Consider the following 13,658-nt stretch of genomic DNA (forward strand, 5'->3'; position numbering starts at 1 on the left):
CCGCACTCACCACACCTACCCGATTACTCGAAAGAACATATCAACTTATACTATTATTGCGCAGAGTTTATATCGCCCCAGTGTTAGACGGCCTTAATAAATTTCAGTACTATAAATCGCGCATGAAATGTTCATATTGATTACCTCGAAGATGTGAATTCTTGCCTCAATCGGAACAGGCGGCCACCTGTTCCGGTTATTCTCTTTACCTATCCACTTCACTATCATCACAAATAGAGCAACCAACGGACACAAAAAAGCCCAACACAGATGCTGGGCTCATATTTCTATCTCGCTCTATTTACTACTTTATTTCACCGAATCGTTCTAAGTAAAGGATCGTCGCAGCAGTACGCGAAGGCACTTGCAGCTTTCTTAACAAGCTCTTCATGTGCACTTTAACGGTCGATTCAGAGATAAACAGTCGATCGGCAATTTGCTTGTTTCGAAAGCCTTTCGCTACTTCTTGTAAGATCTGCATCTCACGTTCAGTGAGTGTGGTGAACACATCTGTCGCGTTGGCTCTTTCGTGCAGGTAGGTTTTAATCGCTCCGCTGAACGCCTTGTTACCCGAGGAAAGTCCGAGAAGCAAATCGACGATTTCATCAGGCTCAGTGTCCTTGAGCAGATAACCGTCCGCACCAGCCTTAACCAGAGCGTCGATATCAGCTGGGATATCGGATACGGTTAAAATCACTATGTGACCTTGGAAGTCATCCTCTCGAAGCGCTTTAAGCGTGTCTAAACCGGACATTCCTTTCATGTTGAGGTCAAGAAGCACCAAATCTGGCTCGGTTTCTTTTGCCAATGCTACGGCGTCTGACCCATTACTCGCTTCCGCCACGATCTCGAAATCGTCTTCAAAGCTGAGTAACTGTCCTATACCACGCCTCATTAAAGGGTGGTCATCGACTAACATGACTTTACATTCGCTCACTTAGTGGCTCCTTAGTTCTTTGGAACGTGAATTGCACTTCGCAACCTTGATTCTCTGCAGAGGTGATTGAGAAGTCCGCATTCAATCGTGTGGCACGTTCTTTCATAATACTCATGCCATAGTGGTCTAACTTTTCAATAGTTTGGTCAAACCCTACGCCATCATCACTAATTTTAACAGTTACAACAGCGTTGTCTTCCTCAATGCAGGAAACTTGTATAAACGAAGCTTTGGCGTGCTTAATCGCATTAAGCACAGCTTCTCGAATTAATTGTAGGATATGGACTTGTTCATTTGCCCCTAACTCTAGGGACGACATTTGATTATCCAATTTTATTGTAGCGCTCGTCTGCCCGTCGAGTTGGTTCAGCATCTCAGTGAGCGCTTCCCCGAATGTTCCTTCTTTTATCGACAACCTGAACGTCGTTAACAACTCACGGAGCTGAATATACGCATTATCTAAGCCTTCGCGAATATCGTCTAGTACGCCTTGAGATCGGCTTCCCTCAAGAGTATCTATTTCCTTATTAAGCGAGCGATTGAGTAGTGTAACCTGTATCTTCAAATAAGACAGTGATTGTGCGAGAGAATCGTGAAGTTCACGAGCGATCGTCGCCCTCTCTTCCATCAAAATTAACTGCTCGGTTTGACGTTGGGTTTTGTTGTAATAGACCGCTCGAGACAGGATCTGAACAAAGTTATCAATCAACTTCTCATCCGGACACGGTAATCCAATTTGATACCTCAACTCTCCTAACACTTCGCCGTCGAGCTGCAGAGGCTTTATGCGCTCAGAATTACCATTGAACTTTCCTTCACTCGCAACCCAAGGCGAGCCTTCAACTTCGGTTACTTGAAGTTCGACAGCAGTAATTCCTTCAACACTATGGATATAGCTGAGTATGGCTCTAAAGTTTTCATGTGAGATTCGTGTCGCGGTCAGCTCTTGTGACGATTGGTAGAGTACTTGAAGTGACTGATTCGCGTGTTGGAGCTTATGCGTCTTTTCATTCACTGCTCCTTCTAACCCCCGATAGAGCTTACCAAGGTCGTCAGCCATATTCTTGAAGGCTTTGCCTAAGATCCCAAGCTCATTATCTGAGTTAACATCCACCTTAACGTCAAACGATCGATTTTGAATCTGTTCACTTGCAGAGATAAGCTGTCCTAACGGCCTAACGATTTGTTTGCGGACAAACAACACCACATAAACAGCCACGATTAATATTCCACCTAACCCAAGACCACCAGCCCAAGCTAATCGAATAAGTTTATTTTCTGAATGCTCTTGGAGTTTAAGAACAAAATGGTCGATTCGATCTACAAAATCCGCGACCAAAATTAGATATTGCTCGCGTTCCTCGCTAATTAGCACTTCCTTAAGTTCGTGCCAACGAATAATGAGTTGGTAGTAATCATTGGTGATTTCTTCTGGCACATCCCAAGACTGCAACGCTTTCATTGAAGGGGAATAAAGAGAACGTTCAAATTGCTCCACATGAAGAAAATAGAGCGGCGAGTTAACCTGCATATCATGCGCTAAACGATAGCTCTGCATACGCATAGAGCCTGAAACATTAACCGCTTCGGCGTCATTCAAACTAGATGCCAGTGTCAAAATAGCGAAATTGGTGGTCAATACGGATAGCAAAAGTATGAAAATCATAGCTTTAGCTATTGTACCCGTTACAGATTTAGTCGGTTTTCTCATGATCCATTCATCTCGTCAAGGTTTCAGACTTGTCCAACTTCAACCTCTCTCTTGGTGGCTACACTATCCTTCTCTATTGTCGGTAATTTATTGATCCAAAACAAGGTTGCACCTTAATTACCTCCTTGGAGGTATTTATACAAATGTGTCCAAAACTACAATTTATATGACTATAAATTAAGGATTGTTAACAGAAAAGATGCGCTAAACTCTCAGTAACGCATTTTTTTATCGGTGTGGTGAATGGTAGATATCGCAAAACGTCGCTTTTTTACGAGAAAAAAAATAGACACATCGCAAGTCAAACTCCCTTGGGTTAACAATTTACAACAGTTTACAGACTTATGTACTCGTTGCGGCAAATGTGAAGAAGTTTGCGAAACGAGAATTATTCAAAAAGGGGATGGCGGATACCCCTCGGTCGACTTCACAATTGACGAATGTACGTTTTGTTACAAGTGTGCAGAAATCTGCCCAGAGCCTATATTTAATAGTGCTGACACCGAACCATGGAGCGCAAAAGCCGGAATCTCCGACACCTGCTTGGCAAACAACAATGTTGAATGCCGAAGCTGTGGTGATAGTTGTGAAACGATGGCGATTACCTTCAAGCTGCGCGCGGGTGGTGTTGCGTTACCTCAATTGGAGCTAGCGGACTGCAATGGATGTGGAGCATGTGTCTCTACTTGCCCTACCTCCTCTATCTCAGTGAGCAATGTTTAAAATCAGAATTAAAAATAACAAAGAGAAGACCGTTTAATGTCACTAAACGAAGTGCATATCTCAAGTTTGGTAGTTAACTGCAAGGCTGAACACCTTGCGGAAGTGAAAAGCGAAATCGAGAAGTTCGATAACGCGGAAATTTATGGGGACAGTGAGGAAGGCAAGATTGTTGTCGTCCTTGAAACCGAGAACCAAGGTTTCGTCACTGACACTATCGACGCTATCAACAACTTACCTAATGTCCTCACCTGTGCTTTGGTTTTTCACCAAATCGAGTCCGGGTTAGACGACGATGAAAACAACACTGGAAGTAACCATTCCCAATTAGAGGGTGAAGTATGAAAATGACAAGACGTGCGTTCGTGAAAGCGAACGCAGCGGCATCAGCGGCAGCTGTAGCGGGTATTACCCTTCCTGCATCAGCGACCAACCTGATTGCTAGCTCCGACCAAACAAAAATTACCTGGGATAAAGCACCTTGTCGTTTCTGTGGTACAGGCTGTTCTGTACTAGTAGGGACGCAAAACGGTAAAGTTGTTGCGACCCAGGGTGACCCAGAAGCACCAGTAAACAAAGGTCTAAACTGTATCAAGGGTTACTTCCTGTCTAAAGTTATGTACGGTAGCGACCGTCTAACTCAGCCTCTTCTTCGCATGAAAGATGGTAAGTTTGACAAAGATGGTGAATTCACGCCTATCTCTTGGGACGACGCGTTCGACATCATGGCGGAGAAATGGAAAGCATCTCTCAAAGCTAAAGGACCAACAAGTATCGGTATGTTTGGCTCTGGCCAGTGGACCGTTATGGAAGGCTACGCTGCTGCGAAAATGATGAAAGCGGGCTTCCGTTCAAACAACATTGACCCGAACGCACGTCACTGTATGGCGTCTGCGGTAGTGGGTTTCATGCGTGCCTTTGGTATCGATGAGCCGATGGGTTGTTACGATGACTTCGAGAACGCTGATGCATTCGTGCTTTGGGGTTCTAACATGGCAGAGATGCACCCAGTATTATGGACTCGTATTACTGACCGTCGTCTAAGCCACCCTCATGTTCGCGTTAACGTTCTATCTACGTACTACCACCGTTCATTTGAGCTTGCGGACCATGGCTACATCTTTAATCCACAGTCTGACCTTGCGATCGCAAACTTTATTGCTAACTACATCATTCAAAACGATGCGGTTAACTGGGACTTCGTGAACAAGCACACGAACTTCAAGCAAGCTGATACCGACATCGGTTATGGTCTGCGCGATGAAGATCCTCTGCAAAAAGCGGCAGCTAACCCTAACTCTGGCAACATGAGCGATATTTCGTTCGAAGAGTACAAGAAGTCAGTTGCTCCTTACACAGTTGAAAAAGCATCTGAAATCTCAGGCGTAGAGCAAGAAAAACTGATTGAGCTTGCTAAACAGTACGCGGATCCAAACACCAAAGTGATGTCTCTTTGGACTATGGGTATGAACCAACATACTCGTGGCGTATGGATGAACGGCTTGGTTTACAACATCCACCTACTAACCGGTAAGATTGCTACTCCGGGTAATAGCCCATTCTCATTGACTGGTCAGCCATCAGCATGTGGTACGGCTCGTGAGGTAGGTACTTTTGCTCACCGTCTACCTGCGGACATGGTGGTAGCAAACCCTAAACACCGTGCAATCGCCGAGAAAGAATGGAAACTGCCTGAAGGTACCATTCCACCAAAACCTGGCTTCCACGCGGTTCTGCAAGACCGTATGTTGAAAGACGGTGTACTCAACTGCTACTGGGTGCAATGTAACAATAACATGCAAGCTGGTCCTAACATCAACGAAGAGCGTCTACCTGGTTACCGTAACCCTGAGAACTTTATCGTTGTTTCAGACCCATACCCAACTGCAACAGCTCAAGCTGCTGACCTTGTTTTACCAACGGCTATGTGGATTGAGAAAGAAGGGGCTTACGGCAACGCTGAGCGTCGTACTCAAGCCTGGTATCAACAAGTTGAAACTGTAGGCGAAGCTAAGTCTGACTTGTGGCAAGTTATGGAGTTCTCTAAGCGCTTCAAGATGGAAGACGTTTGGCCAGAAGAGCTTCTAGCGAAAGCACCAGAATACCGTGGCAAAACCATGTACGACATGCTGTTCAAAAACGGTCAAGTCGACAAGTATCCAATCGAAGAAGCACGTGAACTCAACGATGACGCGCACCACTTCGGTTACTACGTCCAAAAAGGTCTGTTCGAAGAGTACGCTGCGTTTGGTCGCGGCCATGGTCACGACTTAGCACCATACGATGTTTACCACCAAGTACGTGGTCTGCGTTGGCCAGTTGTTGATGGCAAAGAAACGCTTTGGCGCTACAAAGAAGGCTCAGATCCATATGCGAAAGCAGGCTCTGGTTGGGACTTCTACGGCAAGCCAGACGGCAAAGCTTGGATCATTTCAGCACCGTATGAAGCGCCACCAGAAGTACCAAATGAAGAGTTTGACTTGTGGCTATGTACCGGCCGTGTTCTTGAGCATTGGCACACAGGTACTATGACCCGCCGTGTTCCTGAACTGTATAAAGCAGTGCCTGATGCGGTATGTTATATGCACCCTGAAGACGCTAAGTCGCGCGGTATTCGTCGCGGTGAAGAGGTCCTCATTGCTAACAAACGCGGTGAAGTGCGCGTACGTGTTGAAACACGCGGTCGTAACCGTCCACCTCAAGGTCTGGTATTCGTACCATTCTTCGATGCTCGTATCCTAATCAACAAACTGATTCTCGATGCGACCGATCCTCTGTCCAAACAGACAGACTTCAAGAAGTGCCCTGTTAAGATCACGAAAGTGGCTTAAGCGAGAGCGAAATTGGAACGTGGCTACTCTCAAGAGTTTTTAGAGTAGCCCCTCGAAGAACTTGCCTTAAGGCGGAGAAACAAAAATGAAAAAATTGATTGTTGCTATTCTCTCTGTTGGTGCACTTATCGCTGGCGTAGCACAAGCAGAATTGAATAACCCGGGTGGAACTGGTGGTCTAGATTCACTCCGTGGTAGTACTAACCTTGAAGATACTCGTCCTGCGGATGACTTCAAACACACACCTAAAGACCAACTGGTAGAGAGTTCATATGTGTATCAGCCTCCACTGATCCCTCACCAAATTCGTAACTATGAAGTATCGCTTAACGCGAACAAGTGCTTGGCATGCCATAGCTGGAAAAATGCGAAAGAAGCAGGTGCAACCAAAATCAGTGTGACTCACTACATGAACCGTGAAGATGCTGTGTTGGCTGATATGTCTCCTCGTCGCTACTTCTGTCTTCAGTGCCACGTACCTCAAGTTGACGCTCAACCATTGGTTGGCAACGACTTCGAGCGCGTTGATTCATTGCGTACTGAATAGCCAATTGAAGTAGAGAGAGGCTATCTATGAAAATTCTAAAAGCGTTTTGGAAACGTCTTAAGTCACCAAGTAAAGTCGCGGCAGGTGTTGTCCTGTTCCTAGGCTTCTCTGGAGGACTTTTGTTTTGGGGTGCGTTTAACACGGGTATGGAAATGACCAACACCGAGGAGTTTTGCTCGGGCTGTCATGCTCCTATCGTAGCGGAAATCCAGGAAACCATTCACTGGTCAAACCGTTCAGGTGTTCGTGCTATCTGTTCTGATTGTCACGTTCCACATAATTGGACGGATAAAATCATTCGTAAGGTTCAAGCATCGAAAGAACTATTCGCTCACTATGTACTCGACACTATCGGTACAGAAGAGAAGTTCCAAGCTCGTCGTGGACACCTAGCAGAACGCGAATGGGCTCGATTGAAAGCTAACGATTCATTGGAATGCCGAAACTGTCATGAGTTCGACTTTATGGACTTCTCTGAGCAGGGGCAACGAAGCGTTCAACAACACTCAACTGCCCTAGCATCGGGTGAGAAAACTTGTGTAGACTGCCACAAAGGTATCGCACACCGCCTACCTGATATGGAAGGCGTGGAAGGCTGGCAATAAAGGAGCACTAAATGAGTACACTAGAGTCGGTTATTTGGCATGTTCTTGGCTACGCAGCTATGCCTGTCATTATCCTGTCTGGTTTTGCCGGTGTAGCAGCGGTATCACTTTGGCTACTATCACTAGGTAAAGATAAAGAAGTGTAAGTTATTTCTGATAACTGGGAGGCCTCGCAGCGTTGCGAGGCCTTTTTTTTCTCTAACGTAAAGTTTCTCGTCTATAGTTAAAATTCAATAAGCTCAATAAATTAACGAATAAATGAGCGTCAGATTTTGCTTGCTGCTATAGGACGAAGTCCCTACCTATGGATACTAAAAAACGAACAATACGGAAGTTGTCAATTCGACGTGTCGTCGCGCTTTTAATCACTTTAGCAATTACGATAATGGCTTTGATATCTGCTGCTGTTATTTATTCATTAACCAAAGAGCGTGAGATTGAGAGTACTCTGGAAACCTATCAACTTGTCTCTTCTGTGGTTTCCAGTCGACTTGAACAGTTCGATAGAGTGGGCCAACAAGCGGCATATCAACTGAGTTACTTGCTCAACTCGACCCCAAAAGGAAAGACACCGGCCGAGCTTATTGACTTGTTCGGGGCTGCATTTGTGGGTAACGAGTTTCTTCACAGCATCTATATTGGCTACGACAATGATGACTTTCTACAACTCTTCAATGTGAAACCAGAGTATATCGCGAAGCAACTGTCCTTACTCGACGATGAAACTTGGATGGTGGTCGCTCATGTCACTGTCGATGGTGAGCGGTTAAAAAGGACAAGATATTTCCTAAGTGATTTGACTGTGAGTCGTGAAACGGTAGAAGTCAGTCACTATTATCCCACTCAACGTAACTGGTATTCGCAAGCTCAGAGCAACGCAAATACTGTACATAAAACAGCGCCTTACCTATTTCACAATCTGCGTGTGCCGGGACAAACGTATTCCATCAGACTCCCTGAGCGCGATGCCGTGATTGGTGTCGATATCTCTTTGGCGTCACTTGGCGGCCGGTTTGAAAACAGTTTAGAACAAATCGATCTGCTTCAAGAGTCGAACGTTTATGTGGTTGAATCAAACGGTAAAATGATCGCAGCAAGCACCTACGACTCAAAAAGCCGTGGTTTACCCCAAGTGACAGCAATGCCACTCACGGATGAAGAGATTACGCTGGTTGTTGATTCCCCTCCCCTCCAACTTTCTAATCAATCGGACTGGGAGCCCTTAGACTTTACGATAGCGGGTGAACCATACGGTCTAACCGCCGATCTCTTTACTCTCATCTCTGATGCAACAGGACTTCAGTTTCAGTTTGTGAATGGCAGAACTTGGGAGGAGCTCGTAGAAGACTATCGACTAGGAAAAGTCGACATTTTGCAGTCTGTGGCAGAGGGAAGTGACCTCGCAAACGAGCAATTGGAGGGAGACACGCTCTACACTGTCGATTACGCACTCGCTACACGCTCCGACGAAGCAAAGATATCGAGCTTAGATAATCTTGGGGAAAGATATATAGGTGCAATTGCTGGTTGGAGCATCATGGACGCGATAGAAGACGCTTATCCAGACCTCACCATTTATTACTATGATTCCTATGAAGAGGCATTCAAAGATCTCACCTCGCAGCGTATCTCAGCTGTACTGGATATCGCCGAAGTATTGCAAACAAAAGTCGACCGCATCAAACACGAAGGTATATCGCTGCAGGTGTTAGAGCCACATCGCCTATTGCCCAATCGCTTTACCTATCTAGCAAAAAAAGACCTAGAGCCCTATGTTGCCCTCATCAATAAGAGCCTTACACACTTAGAGGAAACCGGAGTGGTAGCACGGCTTAAAGCTAAGTGGTTTGAGACGTCAAGCGAGAGTTATGGTCACTTCGCAAACCAAAATATCCTCGATAAACTCTCACAGCCAAAGTACTTTGGCACTATTAGTCAGGCCACTATAGAAGGTATTCCGCACTTCATTTATCTTGATAAAGTAAGCAGTGAACCAAATGAATATTTAATTATCTCTATCCCGACACAGAATATCCTTGAAAAGGCTTATCGCTACGTTGCCGTCAACGTTATGTGGATATTAGGCACACTGATCATCGTGCTGCCCATAGCCTGGTTTGCGAGTACGCCGCTCTCCACACCTATCAAACGCCTCGTTATCGAGACTAAAAAGATAAAACACAGGCAATACAACAAAGTTATCATCCATAAAAGCTCGATTTCCGAGCTAAACCAACTCTCAACTTCCATCTACGATATGGCACAGTCACTCGAGCAATTCCAACGCTCTCAAGATGAGTTTATTGAGTCGGTTATCCAATTGGTCGCGAAAACCATCGATGATAAGTCTCCTTACACAGGAGCGCACTGTTTGCGAGTGCCAGAACTCGCTCTCATGTTGGTTCAAGCAGCGGAACAGGACAAATCTAAGGCGTTCCGAGCTTTCCGATTTGAAAACGAAGATCAACGCAGAGAGTTCAGAATCGCCGCTTGGCTTCACGACTGCGGAAAAATCACAACACCCGAGTACGTGGTTGATAAAGGCACCAAACTAGAGACTAATTACAACCGGATTAATGAAGTCCGAATGCGTTTTGAGGTCTTGTGGCGCGACGCAGAAATCGAGGTGTTAAAGCGGCAGCTTAATGAACCCGAGAACATTGGGCCACTCATGGCTCAACTCGACGTTCGTAAAAAAGAGCTAATGGCTCAATTTGATTTTGTCGCAAAAACCAACGTTGGCGGCGAGTTCTTAAGTGATGAAGACAAACAAAAACTGAATGACATTGGTGGCCAGACTTGGGTAAGGCACTTTGATGACCGATTAGGGTTATCCCCAGTTGAAGAACTCCGCATGCCTAAAGAGCGACCTACATTGCCGACCACTGAAGCATTGCTCAGTGACAAAGTCCAGCATGTCATCAAACGCACAGCTGAGGTGACATTCCCACCAGAGCTTGGGATTCAAGTCGATGTACCCGAGCATCAATATAATCTGGGCGAGCTGCACAACTTGTCGATTTCTCGGGGTACGCTCACACCTGAGGAGCGTTACAAGATCAATGAACATATGATTACTGGGATCAAGATGCTAGATAGCATTCCTTTCCCAGACTACCTTCAAAATGTCCCTCGTATTGCTACTACGCACCACGAGACAATGAAAGGCACTGGTTATCCAAGAAAGCTTAAAGGAGAGGAACTCTCTATCCCTGAGCGCATTCTCGCTGTCGCCGATATATTTGAAGCATTAACCGCTGGAGATCGACCATACAAGAAAGCAAAGACGATAAGCCAGTCATTGAACATTCTTCATAAAATGGCGCTAGATGAGCACGTGGACATAGAGGTATTCCGATTGTTTATTCGTAGTAAAATCTATCTGCAATATGCGGAGCGATTTCTATCTGAAGAGCAAATCGATGAAGTAGATGAAAGCCAATACCTCTAATTGAGGTATTGGCTAATTGAGCGTTAAGGGGCGGTGTCTATCTCGACTGGAAGATAGTGTTTTCCTTCTAAGTGCAACCACTCAGGGATCACTGTACCCATCGAAATGGATGACCACGTACCTGAAAAGATACCGATAAACATCGCCGTCGCAAACCCTTGCAATGCATCACCTCCCAGTAACCAAAGCGCTCCGACCGTTATCAATGTCGTGCCCGAAGTCACCATGGTTCTCGCGAATGTAGCAATGACAGCTTGGTCACTGACATCAGCCGTTCTCTCGTTTGGCTTGAGTTTTAGAATCTCACGAATACGGTCTGCAATAATGATCGAGTCATTTAAGGAGTAACCCAAAATCGCCAATATCGCCGCAAATACGGTTAGGTTGAACTCCATTTGCGTTAAAGCAAAAAAGCCCAAAACCAGAACGACATCATGGAGTAACGCGGCCAGTGCACCACTTGCCAAACGCCATTCAAACCGAAAGCTTAGATAGCCTAAAATACAGAGCAAACATACCAGTAAAGCTAGACCACCTTGGTCATAAAGCTCTTGGCCCACCTGTGCTCCTACTATGCTGTCACTTACGATGGTTGAGCTTGGATAAGCATCGGCTAGAGCTTGTTTAAATGCGTTGTGCTTCTCCGCACCTTGATCTGCCGAATAACGAATCGTCCAACGTCCCTCTTCTCCGGACTTAGTTACGGAGATGCCCTCACCTAGCACTGGCGTTAATGTATCTCGCAGTTCACTTTGTGTAGTCGCGCTAGAAAGTTGTACTTCGGAAACAACACCGCCAGTAAAATCTAGGCCAAAGTTCAGCCCTCGCATAGCAACGGCCGCGATAGACAGCACCACTAATGCAATTGATAACACGTTGGTTAGATAACGAATACGTCGAATATTGGTTTTAAAGAATTGTTTCATGCTTAAACCCTCACCTCACGACGAGTGTCGCGCCCCCAAATTAAGTTAATGATTGCGCGGGATGCAAAAATCCCTGTAAACATACTGGTTAGCAGACCAAGCCCTAGCGTTAGTGCAAAACCTTGAATAGGGCCATTACCGATCGCATAAAGAATCACGGCCGTGATCATGGTCGTGATGTTGGCATCAAGAATAGTGGCAACTGCCGAATTGAATCCTTGATCAATGGCCTGTGCAAAACTTCTACCTTCAGCAAGCTTATCTCGGATGCGTTCAAAGATGAGCACGTTGGTATCCACTGCCATACCCACTGTTAATACCAAACCAGCAATGCCAGGTAGCGTCAATACCGCTCCCGGTACAAGAGCAATAAGCCCTAATAAACATGACATGTTCAGTATTAAAGCGACGTTAGCAACCCAACCTAAACGTCGATACCAAAGCGCCATAAACGTGAGAGTAAGACCTAAACCCAGAGCCAGTGCAGCAAAGCCATTTTGAATGTTCTCAGCACCTAGAGAGGCGCCAATAGTGCGTTCTTCAACAATAGTGACAGGTGCGGTTAATGAACCTGCACGCAGCAACAATGCCAGCTGCTGCGCCTCTTCGAGATCACCAGAGCCTGTAATTCGGAACTGACTACCCAACTGAGATTGTATCGTTGCGACACTAATGACTTTCTCGTTACGCTCAGTTTCGCCGCGCGCATTAACACCATATTCTCGATACACTGTCGCCATCGTTTTACCAATATGAGTCGCCGAGAAATCGCTCATCTTCTTACCACCAGCATGGTCGAGAGAAATATCCACTTCAGGGCGATGCATTTGGTCAAAACCAACGCGAGCATTGACGATGTGTTCACCGGTCAGCACAGGCTTCTTCACAAGCGTGACCAATTTTGCTTGGTCATCTTTGATTTTTAGTGTTGAGATAGGATTTGATGATGTGCTCACTTCATGAAACGCAAGGCTTGCCGTCGCACCAATGACGCGTTTGGCCAACGATGGATCTTGAACACCCGGCAGTTCAATTCGGATACCAGTACTGCCTTGACGCTGCACCAATGCCTCGGTAATACCCAGCTCTTCAATGCGCTGACGCATGATTTTAAGGTTTTGCTGCATGGTCAACGTTTCAAATTCTGTGTACGACTGCGCTCGCATTGAAATGGAAAGCGCGTCACCCTCGCCTTTTGCCTGCCATTCAGGGTAATTTGAATTGATGAACTTACGAACAGCAATCTCACTCTCTTTTTCGTTAGATGTCACGAGTATGCCCGTGTGCTGGTCGGCTCTAACAGTGGCACCAAAAACTCGTTCTTTACGAAGTTCAGTTTTAATTTCATCAATTACAGCATCACGCTGCTCTGATACTGCCTGATCAACATCGACATTGAGTAAGAATTGCACCCCTCCACGCAAGTCAAGACCAAGCTTTATTGGCGTAAAGCCCATCGACTGCAACCACTGAGGGGCCACGGAGGTATAGGAATAAGACATGGTGTCATCTTTACCAACCCACTCACCCAGTACGTTTCGAGCCTTGGTTTGGTCAACTTCATTGTCAAAGACGAGCTGAGCCACGTTGTTTTCAAGCTTAATAGACTTAGAATCTACACCCTGCCCTTCCAGTAGCGAGCTAAGTTTAAATGGGCTATTTAAGTGGTCGTTGGTTTGACTCAATTTGATTTCAATAGCAGGTTTCTCGCCAAACCATGAAGGCATGGCACTCAGTGCCAACATGACACAAGTAACGATTAAAACCAGATACTTCCAAGTGGAATAATGGTTTAGCACTGCTCTAGATTGTTTTTTTGTACGCATAATGTTTCCTCAGCCTCAAGAGACTGAAAATAAAATAGAACCAAGCTCAAAGCTCCCGCGATAAATTGTGCGCAAGCATGAACGTTTTATTTAGGTAACGGAGA

The 13,658-nt window shown here is 45.7% G+C and carries 11 protein-coding genes; 7 read left to right on the plus strand and 4 right to left on the minus strand.

Features of this window, described 5'->3' with window-relative positions; genetic code table 11:
• Nucleotides 1–304 precede the first annotated feature (304 nt).
• Together LY387_RS17165 and narQ are read right to left on the minus strand one after the other, a co-directional pair.
• Complete coding sequence (locus LY387_RS17165) at nucleotides 305–937, minus strand: response regulator (protein WP_128650294.1); 633 nt, start codon at nucleotides 935–937, stop codon at nucleotides 305–307.
• Entirely contained in the window at nucleotides 924–2,651 is a 1,728-nt protein-coding gene (gene narQ / locus LY387_RS17170) for a nitrate/nitrite two-component system sensor histidine kinase NarQ (protein ID WP_419153481.1), read from the minus strand. The genes LY387_RS17165 and narQ overlap by 14 nt, the downstream gene beginning before the upstream one ends.
• Before the next feature lie 240 nt (nucleotides 2,652–2,891).
• On the opposite strand from narQ, the gene napF reads away from it, so the two are divergent.
• The 7 genes from napF (at nucleotide 2,892) to LY387_RS17205 (ending at nucleotide 10,802) form a co-directional block, all read left to right on the plus strand.
• Nucleotides 2,892–3,371 (plus strand): ferredoxin-type protein NapF, encoded by a 480-nt coding sequence (napF, locus tag LY387_RS17175; RefSeq protein ID WP_234496981.1) that lies wholly within the window; start codon nucleotides 2,892–2,894, stop codon nucleotides 3,369–3,371.
• A gap of 36 nt (nucleotides 3,372–3,407) precedes the next feature.
• Entirely contained in the window at nucleotides 3,408–3,713 is a 306-nt protein-coding gene (locus tag LY387_RS17180; RefSeq protein ID WP_042471229.1) for a chaperone NapD, read from the plus strand.
• Nucleotides 3,710–6,199 carry a periplasmic nitrate reductase subunit alpha gene (gene napA, locus LY387_RS17185; RefSeq protein ID WP_234496982.1) on the plus strand — a complete coding sequence of 830 codons (2,490 nt, stop codon included), beginning with the start codon at nucleotides 3,710–3,712 and terminating at the stop codon, nucleotides 6,197–6,199. The genes LY387_RS17180 and napA overlap by 4 nt, the downstream gene beginning before the upstream one ends.
• An 85-nt stretch (nucleotides 6,200–6,284) precedes the next feature.
• Nucleotides 6,285–6,746, plus strand: coding sequence for a nitrate reductase cytochrome c-type subunit (locus LY387_RS17190; RefSeq protein WP_042495465.1), 462 nt, complete (start codon nucleotides 6,285–6,287; stop codon nucleotides 6,744–6,746).
• Between the two features lie 26 nt (nucleotides 6,747–6,772).
• On the plus strand, nucleotides 6,773–7,351 hold the full coding sequence (locus LY387_RS17195; protein ID WP_234496983.1) for a NapC/NirT family cytochrome c: 579 nt from the start codon (nucleotides 6,773–6,775) through the stop codon (nucleotides 7,349–7,351).
• 11 nt (nucleotides 7,352–7,362) lie between these two features.
• Nucleotides 7,363–7,497, plus strand: coding sequence for a TIGR02808 family protein (locus LY387_RS17200; protein WP_081935794.1), 135 nt, complete (start codon nucleotides 7,363–7,365; stop codon nucleotides 7,495–7,497).
• A 239-nt stretch (nucleotides 7,498–7,736) separates the two neighbouring features.
• The gene (locus LY387_RS17205) at nucleotides 7,737–10,802 is read left to right on the plus strand and encodes an HD domain-containing phosphohydrolase (protein ID WP_234496984.1); all 3,066 of its coding nucleotides are present in this window, start codon (nucleotides 7,737–7,739) and stop codon (nucleotides 10,800–10,802) included.
• Nucleotides 10,803–10,825: 23 nt separating this feature from the next.
• Here the strand turns inward: LY387_RS17205 and secF are convergent, their stop codons facing one another.
• Nucleotides 10,826–11,728, minus strand: coding sequence for a protein translocase subunit SecF (gene secF, locus LY387_RS17210; protein WP_234496985.1), 903 nt, complete (start codon nucleotides 11,726–11,728; stop codon nucleotides 10,826–10,828).
• Nucleotides 11,729–11,730: 2 nt separating this feature from the next.
• Nucleotides 11,731–13,557, minus strand: coding sequence for a protein translocase subunit SecD (gene secD, locus LY387_RS17215; RefSeq protein ID WP_234497863.1), 1,827 nt, complete (start codon nucleotides 13,555–13,557; stop codon nucleotides 11,731–11,733).
• Between the last annotated feature and the right edge of the window lie 101 nt (nucleotides 13,558–13,658).

Origin of the sequence: Vibrio maritimus, assembly GCF_021441885.1 — a bacterium.
Taxonomy (GTDB): domain Bacteria; phylum Pseudomonadota; class Gammaproteobacteria; order Enterobacterales; family Vibrionaceae; genus Vibrio; species Vibrio maritimus_B.

Coding starts and splice junctions, on each gene's coding strand:
- napF (WP_234496981.1), top strand. CDS start 2,892: ATGGTAGATATCGCAAAACGTCGCTTTTTTACGAGAAAAAAAATAGAC.
- LY387_RS17180 (WP_042471229.1), top strand. CDS start 3,408: ATGTCACTAAACGAAGTGCATATCTCAAGTTTGGTAGTTAACTGCAAG.
- napA (WP_234496982.1), top strand. CDS start 3,710: ATGAAAATGACAAGACGTGCGTTCGTGAAAGCGAACGCAGCGGCATCA.
- LY387_RS17190 (WP_042495465.1), top strand. CDS start 6,285: ATGAAAAAATTGATTGTTGCTATTCTCTCTGTTGGTGCACTTATCGCT.
- LY387_RS17195 (WP_234496983.1), top strand. CDS start 6,773: ATGAAAATTCTAAAAGCGTTTTGGAAACGTCTTAAGTCACCAAGTAAA.
- LY387_RS17200 (WP_081935794.1), top strand. CDS start 7,363: ATGAGTACACTAGAGTCGGTTATTTGGCATGTTCTTGGCTACGCAGCT.
- LY387_RS17205 (WP_234496984.1), top strand. CDS start 7,737: ATGGCTTTGATATCTGCTGCTGTTATTTATTCATTAACCAAAGAGCGT.
- secF (WP_234496985.1), bottom strand. CDS start 11,728: ATGAAACAATTCTTTAAAACCAATATTCGACGTATTCGTTATCTAACC.